Raw genomic sequence first — 19159 nt, forward strand, 5'->3', positions numbered from 1 at the left:
GATTAGAGTAGCGGCCGATAGGAAAGCCCTATCATTAGATGGTTCTCAAATAATTGCTGTCAGTCAACGGCCGCGGCTCTGGTACTTCTTTTCATGCGAACCAAGGGTTATCTCCTACGCCAGGGGCTTGCGCTCTTTGCCGCTACGCTTGTGATCCTCTTTTCGATTGCCGTGACCTGGGAGTTCTGGCTGGAGGCACCGGTCTTTCAGTGGTTGGGCTGGGGCGACCCGCCGGATCTCGATCCCGCCTCGCGCTGGCGTTTCATCCTGACCTGTACAGGATTTGCTGCCGTTGCCATGGTCGTGCCATGGATGCTCTCCCTGCGTTTGATCTGGCGGTTGCGTCACCGCTATCGCCATCTGCTGGCCGCCCGCGCGCATGGCTATCATCTGGCCCGACATGACGCCCTGACCGATCTCATGAATCGCCCCCATTTCATGACCCTGTTGCACGCTCGGCTCAGCCCGATGCTTGAGCAGACCGCGCTGCTGGTCATCGACCTTGATCATTTCCAGGCCATCAACGATGCCCATGGCAACACGGCAGGAGATCATGCCCTGCGTCGTATTGCCGGGCGACTGAATAGTGTTCGCACCGTGGGCGACCCGCTGCTGGGTCGACTGGGCGGTGATGAGTTCGTGGTCGCGCTGACCGGTGCGCTGACTCGGCGCGAGCTTTTTGATCAGGCGCAGGCACTGCAGGGTTTGGTGCGACAGCCGCTGGTCTGTGGTCATCGGCGTGAAGTACTGGAAACCACCATCGGGATTGCCGTTGCCCCCCTCAACGCCACTTCGGCCGATCAGCTGCTGGCCGCGGCCTATAGCGCCATGCACAAGGCCAAACGCAATGGTGAGCGGATACGGCTGCAGGAAACCTGTCTCCCCGAGGCGCAACAGGCAGATGCCCGTCATGCCCAGCGCCTGCGACAGGCGCTCGATGCCGACGAAATCGTGCCCTTTTATCAGCCGGTTGTTGCCCTTTCAAATCGTGAAACTGTGGGGGTCGAGATGCTGGCCCGCTGTCAGCATCCCGAGCGAGGACTGGTGCCGCCTGATGAGTTCATTCCACTAATTGAAAGCCTTGGATTGATGCCGGAGATGACCCGCCGCCTGCTGGACCGGGCCATGCAGGATGCCCGGCAGTGGCCGGGTGACTGCTTTCTGGCGGTCAATATCACGGCCTCGTATCTAGAAGATGAGACGTTTGTCCCGCAGGTGGCCTCACTGCTTGAGCGCCACGCGTTTCCAGCCAATCGTCTGGAGGTCGAAATTACCGAAAACGTGCTGATCGAGCGGTTGGACATTGTTCAGCAGAACCTGAATCGGCTGCATGACATGGGCGTGCACGTGTCGCTGGATGATTTCGGCACCGGCTATTCCGGGCTTTACCACCTGGCCCGGCTGGATGTCGACAAGATCAAGATCGATCGCTCCTTTTTCGATGCCGAAGAGATTCGCCAGGACAACCTCGTACGCATGATCATTGCCATGGGCCGGTCGCTGGGCATGGCGGTCGTGGCCGAAGGCATCGAGGATGAGCGTCTGGCCGAGCGCCTGGCGCAGCAGGGCTGCCACTTCGGTCAGGGCTATCTCTTTGGCCGGCCAATGCCGGCCAAGGCCCTGCGGCAGCATCTTCTGGAACGTCATTCACCTGCTACCGCCGTTCGGAGCCATCTCTGCCATGCTATAGATATCATGCCTCAGGGAGATCATCATGACTGTTCGCAACCATGAACGGACCAGCCTTCGCGACATGCGCCGCTTGATTGAACCCGCCGCCACGGCATTGGCCGAACCGCCTGAGGCCCTTATCGCCACCGTGGAGGCATTGGCATCCCGCGAGGGATATGACGCCGATTTTCTGAAGAACATGCCGGTGGCCCTGCCGATGCCTTCCGAGGCACTGGCCGAAGACGTCACGCCGGTGCCCGGCCGCGAGGGTGGCCGGCTCGATTACACCCATTTTTCGCTGGTGATGTCGAAAAGCCGAAGACTTGCCCTGTTCACGGCAGTCAACATTGATGGCGGCGCGCTGGTCAGTGTTCCCCGTGGCAGCGATCACTGGCGTTTTGATCCGCGTATCGATGACGACCTGCAGGCCGGTCCTGATCTCTATAGCCGTAACCCGCTCGATCGCGGCCACCTGGTGCGTCGCACGGCGGCCAACTGGGGAGACAACGCCCGACAGGCCAACGACGATACCTTTCACTTCACCAACGCCACACCGCAGATGGCAGGCTTCAACCAGCAGACCTGGCTTGGGCTTGAGGATTATCTGCTGGACAATGCCCGCGCCGATCGCCAGCGCATCACGGTCTTCTCCGGGCCCATTCTTGATCCTGACGACCGGGTGTATCGCGGCTTTCAGATCCCCGAGGCCTATTGGAAGGTGGTGGCCTTTGTAGGTGAAGACGGTCGGCCTTCGGCCACGGCCTACATGATCGAACAGAGCGACGCGCTGGACCAGCTTGGTTTCATGTTTGGTCAGTACAAGACCTGGCAGCGCAGCGTAACGCGTATCGAGACGCTGACCGGACTGGATTTCGGGACGCTGAGTACCCTTGACGGTTTCTCCGGTGAGGAGCGCGAGACCGGCGTTCGTATCGAGGCTGAAATCCGCGGTCCGGAAGATATTCGGGTATAGCGACGGTAGGTGTTGCAAGCGAGGGAGGGGGGATGGCACGCGCATCGCATGACATGCATTTCTGGCGTCATCCCGGCCTGCCGTGGCTGGAAGCGGCGCATTGAACAATATTGCCTGATGTCTGTGATCCTGAAAGTGCATGTCCGAGAGTAAACCAAGGTCTGGATTGCCGGTGCAGGAGGGAAGGCCAATGCTTGAGGTTTTCCTTACCCCGGAGGGGCATGGCATGAATGGGCAATCAGTCGATGCAGATAGCGTATTGACCAGCGAGATGCGTCGCCGGCTTCTCAAGGGCATGGGGATGGCGGCGGGTGCCGCGGCGTTTTATCCGCTGTTTTCAGCTTCAAGCGCGATGGCTGCCCCTGGCAGCAGTAGCGCGCAATACGTCTATGTCGGTACCTATACCGGCCCCAACACCGCACCGGGCGGTGTGGCGCCCAGCCAGGCTAGAGGGATTTATGTGTTTCGGATGGACCCGATGAAGGGCGGGCTCACCCGGGTGCAGGTCATGGAAGCCGAAAACCCCTCCTTTTTGGCCCTGTCACCGGATCGTCGTTATCTCTACAGCGTCAACGAACTCGGGCCGGATACCGCCGGCAAGCCACAGGGGCGGGTCAGTGCCTATTGCATTGACCCTGCCAGCGGCGAGCTGGCCTTTATCAATACCCAACCGACGCAGGGCAGCTGGACCTGCCATTGCTCGGTGCATCCCTCCGGACGCTACCTGTTTGCCGACAATTACGGCACCGGCAGCTTTTCGGTCTTTCCACTGGGGGATAATGGCGAAATCGGGGAAATGAGCGATCTGGTCGAGTCATCGCCCAATGGGCTGGGGCCGGACGGCGTGCGACAGGAAGGGGCACATGCCCACATGATGATCACGGGGCCGAAAGGCCAACACGTCTTTGGCATCGATCTGGGGGCGGATCGGCTGCTGGCGTTCGAGCTGGACATGGACACCGGCAAGCTCTCAAAGGGGCCGGTGCCCTATGCCAACGTGGCCTCGGGCAGCGGCTGCCGGCATATGGTCTTTCACCCGCAAAAACCTTATGCCTATGTGCTCAACGAGCTGTCTTCCACGGTGGATGTCTTCGACTTTTACCCCGAGCGCGGCAGTTTTATCCAGACCCAGTCGCTGTCGACCCTACCGGCTGACAGCGAATTCGGCCGGCCGGTGTTCAATCCCGACAACCCGGGCGAAGTGCCTACCGGTAGCAATACCACCGCCGAGCTGCGCATCCATCCGCAGGGGCGTTTTCTCTACGCCACCAATCGCGGCATGAACAGCATTGCAGTGTTCCAGGTAGACGATGACAGCGGGCAGTTGATCAATACCGGCTGGGTCTCCAGCGGCGGCGACATTCCACGCGGCATGAACCTGGACCTTTCCGGGCGTTTCCTTTATGTCGGCAACCAGAACAGCGACACCATCAAGGTGTTCAGCATCGATCCGAAAAGTGGCGCGCTGGAAGGCCCCATACAGACGATTGATTCACCGGTGCCGGTCGACTTTGCTTTCAGGGCCTTCAGCGGCTGATTGAAGCTCAAGGGCGCCGCTGTGATCAACGGCACCCATCGGTCTCAATCGCGGCACAATTCAAGCATCAGGGCGATCCTGGCCTTCACCGGTGATAGCGCCGCCATGATCGGAAAGGCGGCGTCCGATGTGGGCAGTAGCCGTCCCTCGTTGCAGCGCGCGGCCACCCTCACCTCGATCCCGGCCGCCTGAGCCCGATGGGCGGCCTGCTCGAGCTCGCGATGAAGACTGGCATTGCCGGTCGCGCCGAGCACGAGCCCCGCCACTGCATCCGCCGCGCCGCTTTGCCGCTCGCGCACGAGTAGATCAATCAGCGCACCGTTGGCGCCTGCGTGGCTGAGCACGATCTCTACCCGGGGCCATTGATCGGCGCCCGGCGGGGTCAACGACTCGCCTGCAGCTTGATGAGGCCAGGCGCGCAGCTGTCGGACGCTGGCCTCTTCCACATAACCGATGGGGCCGCTATCGCCAGAGCCAAACGCCTTCAGGCGATAGGGGTGGGTCTTGCTCACTTCGATCGCGCCGTGAATTTCACCGGCACAGACCACCGTAACGCCTGCCGCCTCGGGCGTTGCCACCACGGCCAGCGCGTCGCGCAGGTTTTGCGGGCCATCCGGCATCAACGCGGTTGACGGGCGCATCGCACAGGCGAGCACCACGGGTTTGGAAGCGGGCAGCACCGAGTGCAGGAAAAAGGCGGTCTCCTCGACGGTATCGGTACCGTGAGTAATGACCAGCCCCGTAACGTCATCCTGGGCCAGCCAGTGCTGGCAGCGCTCATGCAGGCTCTGCCAGGTGGCGGTATCCATGTCCTTGCTGTCGAGCTGGGCAACCTGCTCGGCATGCAGGGTAAAGCCGTCCGGGGCGGCAATACCTCCCAGCAGGTCCTCTACCGACACCGTGCCGGCGGTATAGCCAAGGTTGGCCCCTGCCTGTGAGGAGGAACCGGCAATGGTGCCGCCGGTACCGAGCACGACAATGCGACGTGCCTTGCCGGAAAGGGAGTGGGTCATGATCTCTGCTCCATAATTACCAGCCATAAAAGCGTGGCCGGGTCTCGATACTGTCATCAGACAGCAGGACCTTGTATTCAGGGTGCTGGGCACCGGTGGCGCACGCGTGGTTGGGCAGAATACGCAGACGCGTGCCGATGGGGAAACGTTGCCTGATGTCGTGATCGACATCGACTCTGCAGGAGACGATCCCATGCTCCTGATTGGCCCCGCTTAGAACGTAGCCTTCCAGCACGGTGCCGCTGTCGGTGCAGACCTGACCGAAACCGAAATCATGCGTCTGTTTCTGGGTGCCGCGGTCGCGACTCATCGCCATCCAGCCGGCATCGACAATCGCCCATCCCTTCTCCTGCTGATGGCCGATCACGGTCGTCAACACGCTCAGCGCGATGTCATCCAGCGTGCACACGCCCACATTGTGCATGACCAGATCAAAAAAAACGTAAACGCCGGCACGAACTTCGGTCACCCCTTCCAGATGCTCGGCACTCAGGGCCGTGGGGGTTGAACCAACGCTGACAGCCGGGCAGGGCAGACCGGCCTCGCGCAGCCGCTGTGCGGCTCGTACGGCTGCGGCGCGCTCCTGTTCGGCGATCTGGCGCAGTGCGTCAGGCGTGCTGTGGTCATAGCTGGAGCCGGCATGGGTCATGACGCCTCCCAAAGTCATGCCGCCTTTTTGAAGCGCGTGTGCGATCTCGGGAAGGGCATCGTCTTCGGGTTTGATGCCCGCCCGATGTCCGTCGCTGTCGATCTCGATCCAGACCTCGAAGGTGGCGCCATGCGCCTTTCCGAAATCGTTCAGCGCATGGGCGGCGTCGATATTATCCACGATGAGCGTCAGATCACAGCCGCGCTGACACAGCGCCAGCGCGCGGGGAAGCTTGTCCGGGGCGATGCCCACGGCGTAGAGAATATCGGTGATGCCTGCGGCGAAGAACTGCTCGGCTTCCTTGAGGGTCGAGACGGTGATGCCTCGGGCACCGGCTGCCACCTGCGCCCGTGTCACGTCCGGACACTTGGCTGTCTTGACGTGCGGGCGAAAGCGGACGCCAAGGTGATCCATGCGGGTCTGCATCCGCTCAATATTGCGTTGCATGCGCTGGACATCGATCAGAGCGGCAGGTGTCTCGACAGAGTGAAGAGAAGTCATGGCAGGCGACCATCCGGGTTGTAGGGGTTGTGTTGACAATTTGTATAAAAATAAACAAAGTGTCAAAAATCAAGGGGCAGTGCCTACCATGACGTCAAAAACTCCGGAGCAGCAGTGGTTGCTCGAACAGCTTCAGCAGGTCGCCGACGGGGTCGCCCAGACCTTTGCTCCCTTCTGCGAGGTGGTTGTCCACGACCTGCTCACCCCTTCGCACGCCGTGCTGGCGATCCATAACAACCTGTCCGGTCGGGAGCCCGGCCATCCGGCCACCGAGCTGGGGCTGGCCAGAATTCAGGACGCCGAACTCGATCCGGTGATTGCCAACTACCCCAACCGGTTTTCGGATGGTCGTCAGCTCAAGAGTACGTCGATCGGCATCAAGGATCGTGAGGGACGCTATATCGCTGCGCTGTGCATGAACATCGATCTCAGCGTCTTTCAGGGATTTCAGGGCATGCTTAACCAGTTTGTCGCGCTTCAGGGCGACGCACCGACGCAGGAGACGCTGGACCCGATGGGCGGCGATGCCATTCGGGCGCGTATCGACCGATTCGCCGCGAGCCTGGCCACCACGCCGCGCGCGCTCAAGGCAGAAGATCGCAGGGTGCTGGTCAGGGCACTCAAGGCAGAAGGGCTGCTGGAAGTGCGTCGGGCGATGGAAATTGTTGCCGCCCATCTGGGCGTGTCTCGCGCCTCGGTCTATGGCTATGCAAGATAGTGTCTGGTGCTGATGGCGCCTGAGGGGACCTCGTGACTCACGCGAGGATCAAGCGGTTTGGTCCGGCCAGCCGGCCGAGAGAGGAGTTCCATGAATCACCTTCCCACCTTTGACGATGTGGTCGCTGCATCAAAACGACTTGAAGGCCACGCGCGGCGTACGCCGGTCATGACCTCGCGTACTGTCGATGAGACGCTGGGCGCGCAGGTCTTTTTCAAGTGCGAAAACCTTCAGCGCACGGGCGCCTTCAAGTTCCGGGGCGCCTTCAATACGCTCTCCAGGTTCAGTCCCGAGCAAAGGCGTGCCGGCGTGGTGGCGTTCTCTTCCGGCAATCATGCCCAGGCCATTGCCCTGTCTGCCCGGATGCTGGACATCCCGGCGACCATCGTCATGCCCCAGGACGCACCAGAGGCCAAGGTGGCGGCCACCCAAGGCTATGGCGGGCAGGTGGTGATGTATGATCGCTACACTGAGGATCGGGAGCAGATTGGCCGAGACCTGGCCGAGAGACATGGTCTGACGTTGATCCCCCCCTATGATCACCCCGATGTGCTCGCAGGGCAGGGGACGGCCGCCATGGAACTTCTTGAGGAGACCGGTCCGCTGGATGCGCTGTTCGTTTGTCTGGGCGGTGGTGGTCTGCTGTCGGGGTGTGCGCTGGCGGCTCGTGCGATGTCACCGCAGTGTCGGGTCTATGGCGTCGAGCCCGAGGCAGGCAATGACGGACAGCAATCGTTTCGCTCGGGACGGATCGTCCATATCGATACCCCCAAAACCATTGCCGATGGCGCGCAGACCCAGCATCTGGGTCAGATCACCTTTCCGATCATCCAGCGCGATGTCGACGACATTCTGACCGCCTCGGACGCCGAACTTATCGAGTGCATGTCGTTTATGGCCGAGCGCATGAAGCTGGTGGTCGAGCCGACCGGTTGTCTTGGTTTTGCCGCCGCCCGACAGAGGGCGGCCGAGCTCAGGGGCAAGCGTGTCGGCATCATCATCAGTGGTGGCAACGTTGACATGGCGCGCTTTGCCGGTCTTCTGAGCGCCTGATTTCTGGTCAGCCTTTCCTGCCGACGGCCCGCCATCGGGCCGTCCGTTGCCTCCCTGTGACGATTCACACCCGCGACTAGAAAATGCGCCGATCGATTCCGAGGGTGTCCATCAGGCGGGTGGCGATCTCCTCGACCGAGTAGTTGGTGGTGTCCAGATAGGGGATGCGCAGCCGACGATAGAGCGCCTCGACCTCGGAAAGCTCCAGTCGACATTGCCTGAGAGAGGCATAGGTGCTGGCGGTGCGCCGCTCGTTGCGAATGGCGGCAAGTCGGTCGGCATTGATGGTCAATCCAAACAGCTTGCCGCGTTGCTCTCGAAGGGCCGGCGGCAGCGCCAGGCGGTCCATGTCATCTGCAATGAAGGGATAGTTGGCAACCCGCAGACCAAACTGCATGGCCAGATACAGACTGGTGGGTGTTTTGCCACAGCGTGAGACGCCGATCAGGATCACCTGAGCCTGCTCGAGATGGCGCAGCGACAGGCCATCATCGTGGGCCAGGGCATAGTCGATGGCCGCGATACGTTCATCATAGCGGGCCACATTGCGCTGATTGAGCCCGTGAGTGCGGTGCAGCGTGGGATGCGGTGCCATGTTGAGCTCTTCGCTGAGCGGGGCGATGACGGATTCGATCACGTCATGGCAGAAGCCGTGACTCGACAGGATGATCTGGCGAATTTCATCACTGACGATCGAGTAAAAGACGATGGGTCGCTCACCGGTCTCGGCAAAGAGCCGGTCAATACGGTCACGAATTTCGATCGCGCGCTCGCGAGTGTCGACGAAGGGCCAGGTGCGTTGGGTAAATTCCGTATCAAACTGGGAAAGAACGGCATGTCCCAGCACTTCCATGGTAATGGCCGTGCCATCGGAAATATAAAACACTGTTTTTGGCATAAGCCCCTCTCTTCCCGACATAAAAAGACACGATTTATCAGGCATTAAACCACGGTAATGGCCAAAATGTTGCAATGCCATTGCGACCTTATTTGTCAAATTTGCGCACGCACTACAAACCATGTAGTGATTTTTTGTGCTCTGTTTATTTTGATATTATTTTTTATATTCAATTAGTTGAATTGCGTTGTTCATACTTTGTGTTAATGCATTGTAGTAGTCTTTCAAAATGCTCCTGGTCTTAAAACTTGTCATGAAGGCTATGGCAGGTCGAAAAAAATGATTACGCTCTGCTCGACTGTCATGGGACAGAAGAATTTGAAAAACGTCGTTTTTATGTGGTCGTGCGATGCATCGACACGCCCCGGGCGACGTTTTTTTTACGTTGTTTACTTTTGGGTAGGGCACCGCCGGTAGCTTCGGGTATTGGTGGCTAAAGGATTGCCGGGAGAGACGGAAATGAGTGATCGCAAGGTGACAGACGACAATCGCCCCAACAGCGCTGAGCTGGATGTGCTCTGGTATGACCAGGTGGGCATGCACGATGTGGATCGTGTCGGAGGCAAGAATGCCTCGCTGGGCGAGATGATCAGTCATCTGACCAGTCTGGGCGTTCAGGTGCCCAATGGCTTTGCGACCACCGCCGATGCATGGCGACGCTTTCTGGAGCAGAGCGGTCTGGATGATCGCATCCACGCTCTGCTTGATGAGACCGACATCGACGATACCCAGGCGCTGGCCGCTGCCGGCACCCGTATTCGTCAGTGGGTGATCGACACGCCCTTTACCGCTGAACTCGACAGCGCCATCGCCACGGCCTACGAACAGCTGGCAGGCGACAATCCGAACGCTTCCTTTGCGGTACGCTCGTCGGCCACGGCCGAGGATATGCCGGACGCTTCCTTTGCCGGCCAGCAGGAAACCTTCCTCAACGTGCAGGGACTGGACGCGGTGCGTGAGGCGATTCACCACGTGTTTGCCTCGCTGTTCAATGACCGCGCCATCTCCTACCGCGTTCACCAGGGCTACGATCACAAGGGCGTGGCGCTGTCCGCCGGTGTGCAGCGCATGGTGCGCTCGGATCTGGCCACCTCGGGCGTCATGTTCACCATCGACACCGAGTCCGGCTTCGATCAGGTCGTGTTCATTACCGCCGCCTGGGGTCTGGGCGAAATGGTGGTACAGGGCGCCGTCAATCCGGATGAATACTACGTTCACAAGCCCACTCTGGCTGCCAATCGCCCCTCGGTCGTGCGTCGCAGCATGGGCACCAAGGCCGAGCGCATGGTGTATGCCGATGATCGCGCTCACGGCAAGCAGGTACGCATCGAGCCGGTCGATACCGCCGACCAGGACCGTTTCTGCCTGAGCGATGAGGAGATTGAAGCGCTGGCCCGTCAGGCCATGCTGATCGAGCAGCACTATGGCCGCCCGATGGACATCGAGTGGGCGAAGGATGGTCACACCGGTGAGCTTTTGATCGTTCAGGCGCGTCCGGAAACCGTTCGCTCGCGCAAGCAGGTCATGGAGCGCTACCAGCTCAAGTCTCGTGGCCCGGTGGTCGCCGAAGGGCGCGCCATCGGTCAGCGCATCGGCGCCGGCCCCGTGAAGATCATCTCCGACATCAGCCAGATGCATGAAGTCTCTCCTGGCGATGTGCTGGTCACCGACATGACCGACCCGGACTGGGAACCGATCATGAAGCGTGCCGCGGCGATCGTGACCAACCGTGGCGGACGTACCTGCCACGCGGCGATCATCGCCCGTGAACTGGGAATTCCGGCCGTGGTCGGCTGTGGCGATGCCACCGAACGGCTGACTTCGACCTCTCATGTCACCGTTTCCTGTGCCGAGGGCGACACCGGCTACATCTACGAAGGCGAGCTGGAGTTCGAGGTCAAGAGTGCTGCCATTGATGACCTGCCGGAGCTGCCGCTCAAACTGATGATGAACGTCGGCAACCCCGACCGAGCCTTTGACTTTGCCACACTGCCCAACGAGGGTGTGGGTCTGGCGCGTCTGGAGTTCATCATCAACCGCATGATCGGCATTCACCCGCGTGCCCTGCTGGAGTTCGACCGTCAGACGCCGGCGCTGCAGGCTGAAATCAAGAGCCGCATTGCGGGTTACTCTGATCCGGTCGAGTTCTACGTGGCCCGTCTGACCGAAGGCATGGCGACCCTGGCGGCGGCCTTCTGGCCCAAGCGTGTCATCGTGCGTCTGTCGGACTTCAAGACCAACGAGTACGCTAACCTGGTGGGTGGTGAACAGTACGAGCCGCACGAGGAAAACCCGATGCTGGGCTTCCGCGGTGCCGGTCGCTACGTCTCGCCGGACTTCCGTGACTGCTTCGCGCTGGAGTGTCAGGCGGTCAAGCGGGTACGCGACGTGATGGGCCTTGAAAACGTCGAGATCATGATTCCGTTCGTGCGGACGCTCAAGGACGCCAGCGCCGTTATCGAGACGCTGGAAACCCACGGTCTCAAGCGCGGTGAAAACGGCCTCAAGGTCATCATGATGTGCGAGCTGCCTTCCAATGCGCTGCTGGCCGATCAGTTCCTTGAGTACTTTGATGGCTTCTCGATCGGCTCCAACGACATGACCCAGCTCACGCTGGGGCTGGACCGCGACTCCGGTACGGTCTCCGAGCAGTTCGACGAGCGCAATGATGCCGTCCTGGCCCTGCTGTCGATGGCCATCCGCGCGGCCAAGCGTCAGGGCAAGTATGTGGGCATCTGCGGGCAGGGCCCGTCGGATCATCCGGACTTCGCGGCCTGGCTGATGGCGGAAGGCATCGACAGTCTCTCGCTCAACCCGGATACCGTGATCAATACCTGGATTGCGCTGGGGGAGCAGGGTGACGGTGGCGCGCCTCAGGCGGGCAATGGCCAGCCGGCATCACTGCTCAACAAGTAACGCATCAGCAAGTCCTCTCAACCGTCCGGCCCGCAAGGGCCGGGCGGTTTTTTAATGCCCGGGCGGTGAAAGGTCCGCTGCTGATCAGGGTGCTCGGTATGGAATCCTCGTATACACGAGGGCAGGGATATCAAGGCGGGGGTTATCAAACCTTTGAACGCACGCGGGCATCACATTGATGCTCTTGAGTGAGGCGACGAGCATCAGAGCCGTCAGGCCGGCCCCGACTCATGGTCGTTTTCCCGACACTTCATCGCCCGCTGATTTTTACGATAACGGCAAATATTCATGATCTGATGGCCGGTAGCGATCCATGCGCTCAGAAACAGGTCGTGTTCAATGCTGTTTTCGCTGAACAGTCCGTAATGGGAACTGACGATCAAGACGGTGAAGCAAGTGCAAAACATGGCGATAAACTCTCTCGCAATGAATCCGGGTCTGAGAGTCTTCAGCAATGACATGAGGGCTTCCTGGGAAGTGGTCTGAGGTATATCAGGTTTTAATGTTAAAGCGCGCGTCGCGATGCGTCGACCTGACCGGGGCTGGGGAAGACAGCGATGCCGGGGAAAAGTCGGCAAAGGACGTCAGCTCAGGGCGAGGCTTCCAGAGCGGCCAGGGCACTGGCCATTACCATCGCTGCGGCACCCCGGGCCGGTATCAGCTGATGTTGTGTCAGTACGCGCGGCGTAATCAGGGTGGCCTCCGGCAGCAGTCGGCGCTGGGTGCTGGCAAAACGGGCAAGCGCCGGGTCCATGAAGGCGGGGCCAAGCGTGGTCAGCGTGCCACCGATCACGATTTCGGCCGGATTGAGCGTGTGATGAAGATTATGCAGCAGCATGCCCAGCGCCTGGCCGGCCCGTTCGAGCACCGGAGCCGTACGTGAAGCCGGGAGCGCCGCCACACCGTCGACCAGATCGATGCTGTCCTCGATGCCGAGTTGCTGCCTCAGGCGCCAGCCGCTCACCAGTGTCTCGGCGCAGCCGTAGTTGCCGCAGTGACAGAGTGTCCCGTCCGGGTCGAGCAGGGTATGACCAATTTCACCGGCCAGACCATGCACGCCGCGAATGATGCGCGGCGGCGCGCCGTTTTCTACCAGACCACTGCCAATGCCCGTATCGGCGCTGACAAACAGCAGTGATTCGGGCGCGTCATGCGTGGCGAAGTAAAGCTCGCCGAAAGCGGCCAGTGAGGATTCGTTGTCCATCACTCGAATCCCCGCAAGCCCCGGCAGGTGGTTCGCCAGCAGGTCCAGAAACCGGACCTGATGCCAGCCCAGGTTGGGTGCCAGTCCCAGTAGCGGTTCATTCGGCATGACCGGGCCCGGCAGGGCGACGCCCACCCCCAGCAGCTGTCGGGCGCCAAGATCGTCGCTTTCAAGCAGGGTCGTGATCTCGTATGCCAGCTGGCGGGCGGTCTCATCGGGGGTGGGGTTTGACAGTGATATGCAGCGCTGGGCCAGCGTTGCCCCGGACAGCGTACAGGCCATCAACCGGAGTTCGTGCACGCCGACCTCGGCCCCCAGCAGCAGATGATGGTGTTCGCCAAGCGACAGCTCACGCCCGGGCCGCCCGCCACGTCGATGTTGCAGGGCCCCCTCCTCGAGCCACCCGCTTTCAAGCAACGGGGTTACGGCGCTGCCGACGGTAACCTTGGTCAGCCCCGTCAGGCGTGCCAGTTCGGTACGGGTCATGCCGGGAGTGCGCCGCAGCGCATCAAGAATGGCCAGGCGATTGCGCTGTTTCAGGGAATTGAGGTCGCCGGCAGGGCGTGAATCAGACAGACGAATCATGGTGTCGGACACCGGGTTGCGATAACGAACGGACAGGCAGATGCCCTCGCTGGTACGACGTGTTTGAGCGTCGATCCTTATTTTTATCATCGAACGTGTTTCGGCGCCCGGCAATCCGACGTTCAGAACGTCATGCCTGGACCATGGTCGTGCGTCGACCTATGTCCAATGGCTGGATGACAGGGGCAGGTAGACACTGCCGGGTAAGAACTTTTAATTAAATCAAACCTTATGGAAAAGACGTCATGACGGCTCCGATATATCCCGATTTGAAAGGCCGTCGCGTGGTGGTCACCGGGGGTGGTTCCGGTATTGGGGAAGGCATTGTGCGTGCCTTTGCCGAGCAGGGTAGTGAGGTGCACTTTCTCGACATCATTGATGAGGCGGCAGCGCTTGCCGAGTCGCTGGGGGAGCACGTGCACTTTCATCGCTGTGATCTGACCGACCCTCGCGCGCTGGATCAGGTGCTGGCCGACATCGGCACGGTAGAAGTACTGGTCAACAACGCCGCCAACGATGATCGCCATCGGCTTGAAGACGTCACGCCCGAGTACTGGGACGATCGCATGGCGATCAATCTGCGCCATCAGGCGCTGTCAGTGCGGGCGGTGGCCGCCGGCATGCGCGCACAGGGTCGCGGATCAATCATCAACATGGGATCCATCAGCTGGCATCTCGGTCAGCCGGGGATGGTGCTTTATGAAACTGCCAAGGCGGCCATCGAGGGCCTGACCCGGGCACTGGCCAGCGAGCTGGGCAGTGACGGCATTCGCGTCAACTGCGTGATACCCGGCAACATCAAGACGCCGCGTCAGTCACGCTGGTACACCCCGGAAGACGAGGCGCAAATCGTGGCAGAACAAAAGCTCAAGGTGCGTCTACACCCGCATCATGTCGCCAGCATGGTGCTCTTTCTGGCCTCCGATGCGGCCGGTGGCTGTACTGCCCACAACTACTGGGTCGATGGCGGCTGGCTGTAGCCGGGCTCGCTCGACACGAAATGATGCCATCGCAACCCATTAAACACTGACGTTTCATCAAAGCCGGTTTCAGGACAACAACTATCCCAGGAGATTCCGTCATGCAGTCAGACACTTCGGTTCAGGATGAGGACGGCCGCAAACAGCAGTTCTATGTGTTCATTATCTGCTGTGTCGCCGCGCTTGGCGGCTTCCTGTTCGGCTTTGACAGCGGGGTCATCAACGGCACCGTGGATGGCCTGCAGGCTGCCTTCAATTCCGAAGCCGCAGGCACCGGCTTCAACGTGGCCTCGATGCTGCTGGGCTGTGCCGGCGGCGCCTTCTTTGCCGGTCGTCTGGCGGACCGCTTCGGGCGACGGATGCTGTTGATCGTCGCAGCACTTTTTTTCATCGTCAGTGCCTGGGGGTCCGGCGTCTCTCAGGGCTCTTTTGAGTTCGTCATCTATCGCATCCTCGGCGGTATCGCGGTGGGGGCGGCCAGCGTCATGACGCCGGCCTATATCAGTGAGGTGGCCCCGGCCGCCATTCGCGGTCGCCTCGCCACCATCCAGCAGATCGCCATCATCACGGGGCTGTTCATGGCCTTTGTCAGCAACTATGTGCTGGCGCGAGTCGCCGGTGCCTCGACCGCCGAATTCTGGGGCGGTTTTGAAGCCTGGCGCTGGATGTTCTGGATGGAGCTGATCCCGGCGGTCATCTTCTTTTTGGCACTGCTGGGGATTCCGGAAAGCCCGCGCTTTTTGATCAGCAAGGGCGAGGGCAAAAAGGCCCTCAAGGTACTCAAAACGTTGATGGCCAATCGCGAAGCCGAGCAGAAGGCAGAAGACATTCGTACCTCGCTGCATCGTGAGCGCACGCCCGGCCTGTCTGACCTGATCAACGCCTCGACCGGTCGCGTACACCGTATTGTCTGGGTCGGCATTGGTCTTGCCGTGTTCCAGCAGCTGGTCGGTATCAACGTGGTGTTCTACTACGGCGCGGTGCTGTGGCAGTCGGTCGGCTTTACCGAAAGCGATGCGCTTTTGATCAACATCATCAGTGGGGCGGTCAGTATCGCGGCGTGTCTGATCACCATTGCGGTGATCGACAAGGTCGGACGCAAGCCGATTCTGTGGATCGGCTCGGTCGGCATGACGGTCACTCTGGGCATTCTGGCCTATGCCTTCTCGACCGCCGCAATCGTGGATGGCTCGCTGCGCCTGTCCGACAGCATGGGCATCGTGGCGCTGCTATCGGCCAACATCTACGTCATGTTCTTCAACGCCTCCTGGGGCCCGGTCATGTGGGTCATGCTCGGCGAAATGTTCCCCAACCAGATGCGCGGTTCGGGGCTGGCCGTGTCGGGGCTTTTCCAGTGGCTGGCGAACTTCGGTATCACCATGACCTTCCCGATCATGCTGGCCGGTATCGGTCTGGGCGGCGCCTACGGTATCTACGCCTTCTTTGCCCTGATCTCGGTCTTTTTCGTCATCAAAATGGTCAGGGAAACACGGGGTCGCGAGCTCGAAGACATGGCCTACGAGTAAGGTTGTCGAGCGTGATCAGCTCTGGCTTTACCCCTTCGCCCGGCCAATGATGCCGGGCGATTTTCTTGATACCGGAATTGTTGTGGCGTGAGGGATTCATGCCAAAAGTTGATGCCACACCATGCGGCTTAAGTCGCGCGTAACTTTAGTCTCAGCGCCCGTGCCAGACCCCCTGGTGGCAGAGGGCGTATCCGCTGGGCCAGCGCGATACCAATAGCCGTTTCGGTATCACCTGGAACGACTTGATGCATTAGTCGCCGCTCAAGTCACGCCGTATGTTGGCTTTAGTGTGTCACGGGCGCGGAATGGCGCTTTTGAACACCCATGAATAACAAACTGCCCCACGAGGGCCCGGAGTCCATGATGTCCCTGTTACCTGCCTTTTCCCGTGTGATTGCCACCACCCTCATGGCCCTGGTGCCGTTGAGCATGGCGCATGCCAGCGACGACAACGTCAAGATCGGCTTCATCGTCAAAAAACCCGAGCAGGCCTGGTTTATCAACGAGCAGCGTGCTGCCAGCGAACTGGGTCAGGAGCAGGGCTTTACCGTGGTGCGTCTGGCCGGTGAAGACGGCCAGCAGGTACTCAGCGCCATCGACAACCTGAACGCCCAGGGCGCGCAGGGGTTCGTGATCTGTCCGCCGGATGTGCGCCTGGGCATGGCGATTGCCAACCGGGCGAAGCAGTACGGCATGAAGGTCGTGACCGTGGATGACCAGTTTGTGGGCAGCGACGGCAAACCCATGACCGAGGTGCCGCACCTGGGCATGTCGGGCTACAAGATTGGAGAGCAGGTCGGTAATGCCATTGCCGAGGAGATGAAGCGTCGTGGCTGGGACATGGACAAGACCGGTGCCCTGCGTATCTCCAACAACGAACTGCCGACCGCCCGAGAGCGTACTGACGGCGCGACGCAGGCGCTGCTGGATGCCGGCTTCAACAAGGACAACGTGATTGATGCGCCGCAGCAGAATACCGATACCACCAGCGCCTTCACGGCGGCTTCACCGATGTTTTCCAAGTACGGCAAGTTTGATCACTGGGTGATCTACGCCCTCAACGAGGAGAGCGTGCTGGGGGGCGTGCGCGCCAGCGAACAGTACGGTCTGTCACCGGAGGATGTCATCGGTGTGGGCATCAACGGCTCCGGCGCGGCCTTTGCCGAGTTCTCGCGTGAAAAGCCCACCGGCTTCTACGGCACCGTGGCGGTCAGCTCGACCATGCACGGTCGCCAGAGCGCGGAAAACCTCTATCAGTGGATCACCGAAGACAAGCAGCCGCCGGCCTATACCGAAACCACCGGCACCCTGATGACGCGTGACAACTGGCAGGAAGTCCGCAAGGAACTGCAGCTATGAGTGTGGCCCCTGTGATGGGGGCCGTGGCCGCCGAGGCCGACCCCTGGCTTGTCGTTGAAAACGTCACCGTCGAGTTTCCCGGTGTTCGGGCCCTCGACGGGGTGAACTTCAGCGCCCGCGCCGGTGAAGTGCACGCCCTGATGGGCGAAAACGGTGCCGGCAAGTCGACCCTGCTCAAGGTATTGAGCGGTGTGAATCGCGTCACCGATGGCGCGCTTCGAGTCGGTGGAGAGCGCCATGTCTTCGCCAACGCTCGTGAGGCGCTGCGGTTGGGCATCGCCATCATCTATCAGGAGCTGACGCTCTCGCCCAATCTGTCGGTCGCCGAAAACCTGCTGCTGGGGCAGTTGCCTCAGCACTACGGCATCGTGGATCGCAGGCGGCTGCGCGAGCGGGCGCTAATGATTCTCGAGGAGCTGGGCGAGGGCAATGTTCATCCGGCGACGAAGGTGCGCGATCTCTCGATCGGCCAGCAGCAGATGATCGAGATCGGCCGGGCGCTTTTGCGCGATGCTCGCATCATTGCCTTTGACGAGCCGACCAGCTCGCTGTCGGTTCAGGAAACGCGCCAGCTCAAGCGTATCGTCAAGCGTCTACGCGATGAGGGGCGGGTGGTGCTCTACGTTACCCACCGCATGGAGGAGGTGTTCGAGATGTGTGACGCCGTGACGGTCTTTCGTGACGGACGCCATATCTGTACCCACGACACCATGGCAGGCCTTACCCAGGACCAGCTGGTCAGCGAGATGGTCGGGCGCGATATCGAGGATGTCTACGGCTATCGCAGCCGCGAGACCGGTGACGTCATCCTGAAGGTCGACAACCTGGAAGGGCGTGGCCTGACGGCGCCGGTCAGCTTCGAGGTTCGTCGCGGTGAGGTCTTCGGCTTTTTCGGTCTGGTCGGTGCCGGCCGCAGTGAACTGATGCGACTGGTATGCGGTGTGGAATCCCCGAAGGGCGGCGAGATTCACTTCAATGGCCGCACCGGGCGCTTCAACTCGCCCGGTCAGGCGATTCATGCCGGCATCGCCATGTGTCCGGAGGATCGCAAGTCCCAGGGCATCTTCCCGGTGGCCAGCGTCACCGACAACCTCAATATCAGCTGCCGCCGTTTTTTCCGCCGCATGGGGCTGTGGCGCGATCCCGGGCGTGAGCTTGACAATACGCGTGACTACATCAAAAAACTGCGCATTCGCACGCCCGGACCGCGCACCCGCATCAGCACCCTGTCCGGCGGTAATCAGCAAAAGGTCATCCTGGCACGCTGGCTCTCCGAGAAGATCGAGCTGTTCGTGATGGATGAGCCGACCCGCGGCATCGATGTCGGTGCCCGACGCGATATCTACAACCTGCTGTATGACCTGGCCGACCAGGGCAAGGCCGTAGTGGTGATCTCAAGCGATCTGACCGAGGTCAGCGCGATCTGCGATCGCATCGGTGTGATGCGAAGTGGTGCGCTGATCGACATCGTCGATCGTGATGCCGCCACGCCCGAGCGGCTGCTGGGTCTGGCACTGCCGGCCTGAACATGACGGTCCTGACCACAATCGGTGCCAATAACAACATGATGTCTGGA

Annotated in this window: 15 protein-coding genes; 10 read left to right on the forward strand and 5 right to left on the reverse strand. The window is 60.7% G+C overall.

Annotation, left to right across the window (positions count from 1 at the left end):
* Positions 1-93: 93 nt before the first annotated feature.
* The 3 genes from B9H00_RS09905 to B9H00_RS09915 all read left to right on the forward strand — a co-directional run bounded on the left by B9H00_RS09905 (position 94) and on the right by B9H00_RS09915 (position 4181).
* Entirely contained in the window at positions 94-1734 is a 1641-nt protein-coding gene (locus B9H00_RS09905; protein ID WP_086900519.1) for a putative bifunctional diguanylate cyclase/phosphodiesterase, read from the forward strand.
* Complete coding sequence (locus B9H00_RS09910) at positions 1715-2644, forward strand: DNA/RNA non-specific endonuclease (RefSeq protein WP_086900520.1); 930 nt, start codon at positions 1715-1717, stop codon at positions 2642-2644. Before B9H00_RS09905 ends, B9H00_RS09910 begins: the two co-directional genes overlap by 20 nt.
* A gap of 226 nt (positions 2645-2870) precedes the next feature.
* Positions 2871-4181 (forward strand): lactonase family protein, encoded by a 1311-nt coding sequence (locus tag B9H00_RS09915; protein ID WP_157663207.1) that lies wholly within the window; start codon positions 2871-2873, stop codon positions 4179-4181.
* Between the two features lie 44 nt (positions 4182-4225).
* Here B9H00_RS09915 and B9H00_RS09920 read toward each other — a convergent pair whose 3' ends face one another.
* Together B9H00_RS09920 and B9H00_RS09925 are read right to left on the reverse strand one after the other, a co-directional pair.
* Positions 4226-5194, reverse strand: coding sequence for an asparaginase (locus tag B9H00_RS09920; protein ID WP_086900522.1), 969 nt, complete (start codon positions 5192-5194; stop codon positions 4226-4228).
* Positions 5195-5210: 16 nt separating this feature from the next.
* Positions 5211-6344, reverse strand: coding sequence for a DSD1 family PLP-dependent enzyme (locus tag B9H00_RS09925; protein ID WP_086900523.1), 1134 nt, complete (start codon positions 6342-6344; stop codon positions 5211-5213).
* A gap of 88 nt (positions 6345-6432) precedes the next feature.
* On the opposite strand from B9H00_RS09925, the gene B9H00_RS09930 reads away from it, so the two are divergent.
* Positions 6433-7062 carry a helix-turn-helix transcriptional regulator gene (locus tag B9H00_RS09930; RefSeq protein WP_086900524.1) on the forward strand — a complete coding sequence of 210 codons (630 nt, stop codon included), beginning with the start codon at positions 6433-6435 and terminating at the stop codon, positions 7060-7062.
* A gap of 90 nt (positions 7063-7152) precedes the next feature.
* The gene (locus tag B9H00_RS09935) at positions 7153-8115 is read left to right on the forward strand and encodes a threo-3-hydroxy-L-aspartate ammonia-lyase (RefSeq protein ID WP_086900525.1); all 963 of its coding nucleotides are present in this window, start codon (positions 7153-7155) and stop codon (positions 8113-8115) included.
* Between the two features lie 76 nt (positions 8116-8191).
* Here B9H00_RS09935 and ppsR read toward each other — a convergent pair whose 3' ends face one another.
* A complete protein-coding gene (gene ppsR, locus B9H00_RS09940) occupies positions 8192-9013 on the reverse strand; it encodes a posphoenolpyruvate synthetase regulatory kinase/phosphorylase PpsR (protein WP_086621055.1) in 822 nt (273 codons plus the stop codon).
* Positions 9014-9472: 459 nt separating this feature from the next.
* Between ppsR and ppsA the strand changes: the two genes are divergently transcribed.
* Positions 9473-11929, forward strand: coding sequence for a phosphoenolpyruvate synthase (gene ppsA / locus B9H00_RS09945; protein ID WP_086900526.1), 2457 nt, complete (start codon positions 9473-9475; stop codon positions 11927-11929).
* 212 nt (positions 11930-12141) lie between these two features.
* Here ppsA and B9H00_RS09950 read toward each other — a convergent pair whose 3' ends face one another.
* Positions 12142-12390 carry a hypothetical protein gene (locus tag B9H00_RS09950; RefSeq protein ID WP_086900527.1) on the reverse strand — a complete coding sequence of 83 codons (249 nt, stop codon included), beginning with the start codon at positions 12388-12390 and terminating at the stop codon, positions 12142-12144.
* A 128-nt stretch (positions 12391-12518) separates the two neighbouring features.
* The gene (locus B9H00_RS09955; RefSeq protein WP_236944249.1) at positions 12519-13808 is read right to left on the reverse strand and encodes an ROK family transcriptional regulator; all 1290 of its coding nucleotides are present in this window, start codon (positions 13806-13808) and stop codon (positions 12519-12521) included.
* Between the two features lie 155 nt (positions 13809-13963).
* On the opposite strand from B9H00_RS09955, the gene B9H00_RS09960 reads away from it, so the two are divergent.
* From B9H00_RS09960 to araG, 4 genes are all read left to right on the forward strand, one after another.
* Positions 13964-14698 carry an SDR family NAD(P)-dependent oxidoreductase gene (locus B9H00_RS09960; RefSeq protein ID WP_086900528.1) on the forward strand — a complete coding sequence of 245 codons (735 nt, stop codon included), beginning with the start codon at positions 13964-13966 and terminating at the stop codon, positions 14696-14698.
* A gap of 101 nt (positions 14699-14799) precedes the next feature.
* The gene (locus B9H00_RS09965) at positions 14800-16224 is read left to right on the forward strand and encodes a sugar porter family MFS transporter (RefSeq protein WP_086900529.1); all 1425 of its coding nucleotides are present in this window, start codon (positions 14800-14802) and stop codon (positions 16222-16224) included.
* A gap of 363 nt (positions 16225-16587) precedes the next feature.
* Positions 16588-17583 carry an arabinose ABC transporter substrate-binding protein gene (locus tag B9H00_RS09970; RefSeq protein WP_086901815.1) on the forward strand — a complete coding sequence of 332 codons (996 nt, stop codon included), beginning with the start codon at positions 16588-16590 and terminating at the stop codon, positions 17581-17583.
* Between the two features lie 14 nt (positions 17584-17597).
* Complete coding sequence (araG, locus tag B9H00_RS09975) at positions 17598-19109, forward strand: L-arabinose ABC transporter ATP-binding protein AraG (RefSeq protein ID WP_086901814.1); 1512 nt, start codon at positions 17598-17600, stop codon at positions 19107-19109.
* Positions 19110-19159: the final 50 nt, after the last annotated feature.

Source organism: Kushneria marisflavi, from assembly GCF_002157205.1.
GTDB classification, from domain to species: Bacteria; Pseudomonadota; Gammaproteobacteria; order Pseudomonadales; family Halomonadaceae; genus Kushneria; species Kushneria marisflavi.

What these genes read in the sequence shown, in the direction of transcription:
- B9H00_RS09905 (WP_086900519.1), top strand. Translation starts at nt 94, where the DNA reads ATGCGAACCAAGGGTTATCTCCTACGCCAGGGGCTTGCGCTCTTTGCC.
- B9H00_RS09910 (WP_086900520.1), top strand. Translation starts at nt 1,715, where the DNA reads ATGACTGTTCGCAACCATGAACGGACCAGCCTTCGCGACATGCGCCGC.
- B9H00_RS09915 (WP_157663207.1), top strand. Translation starts at nt 2,871, where the DNA reads ATGAATGGGCAATCAGTCGATGCAGATAGCGTATTGACCAGCGAGATG.
- B9H00_RS09920 (WP_086900522.1), bottom strand. Translation starts at nt 5,194, where the DNA reads ATGACCCACTCCCTTTCCGGCAAGGCACGTCGCATTGTCGTGCTCGGT.
- B9H00_RS09925 (WP_086900523.1), bottom strand. Translation starts at nt 6,344, where the DNA reads ATGACTTCTCTTCACTCTGTCGAGACACCTGCCGCTCTGATCGATGTC.
- B9H00_RS09930 (WP_086900524.1), top strand. Translation starts at nt 6,433, where the DNA reads ATGACGTCAAAAACTCCGGAGCAGCAGTGGTTGCTCGAACAGCTTCAG.
- B9H00_RS09935 (WP_086900525.1), top strand. Translation starts at nt 7,153, where the DNA reads ATGAATCACCTTCCCACCTTTGACGATGTGGTCGCTGCATCAAAACGA.
- ppsR (WP_086621055.1), bottom strand. Translation starts at nt 9,013, where the DNA reads ATGCCAAAAACAGTGTTTTATATTTCCGATGGCACGGCCATTACCATG.
- ppsA (WP_086900526.1), top strand. Translation starts at nt 9,473, where the DNA reads ATGAGTGATCGCAAGGTGACAGACGACAATCGCCCCAACAGCGCTGAG.
- B9H00_RS09950 (WP_086900527.1), bottom strand. Translation starts at nt 12,390, where the DNA reads ATGTCATTGCTGAAGACTCTCAGACCCGGATTCATTGCGAGAGAGTTT.
- B9H00_RS09955 (WP_236944249.1), bottom strand. Translation starts at nt 13,808, where the DNA reads ATGATAAAAATAAGGATCGACGCTCAAACACGTCGTACCAGCGAGGGC.
- B9H00_RS09960 (WP_086900528.1), top strand. Translation starts at nt 13,964, where the DNA reads ATGACGGCTCCGATATATCCCGATTTGAAAGGCCGTCGCGTGGTGGTC.
- B9H00_RS09965 (WP_086900529.1), top strand. Translation starts at nt 14,800, where the DNA reads ATGCAGTCAGACACTTCGGTTCAGGATGAGGACGGCCGCAAACAGCAG.
- B9H00_RS09970 (WP_086901815.1), top strand. Translation starts at nt 16,588, where the DNA reads ATGTCCCTGTTACCTGCCTTTTCCCGTGTGATTGCCACCACCCTCATG.
- araG (WP_086901814.1), top strand. Translation starts at nt 17,598, where the DNA reads ATGGGGGCCGTGGCCGCCGAGGCCGACCCCTGGCTTGTCGTTGAAAAC.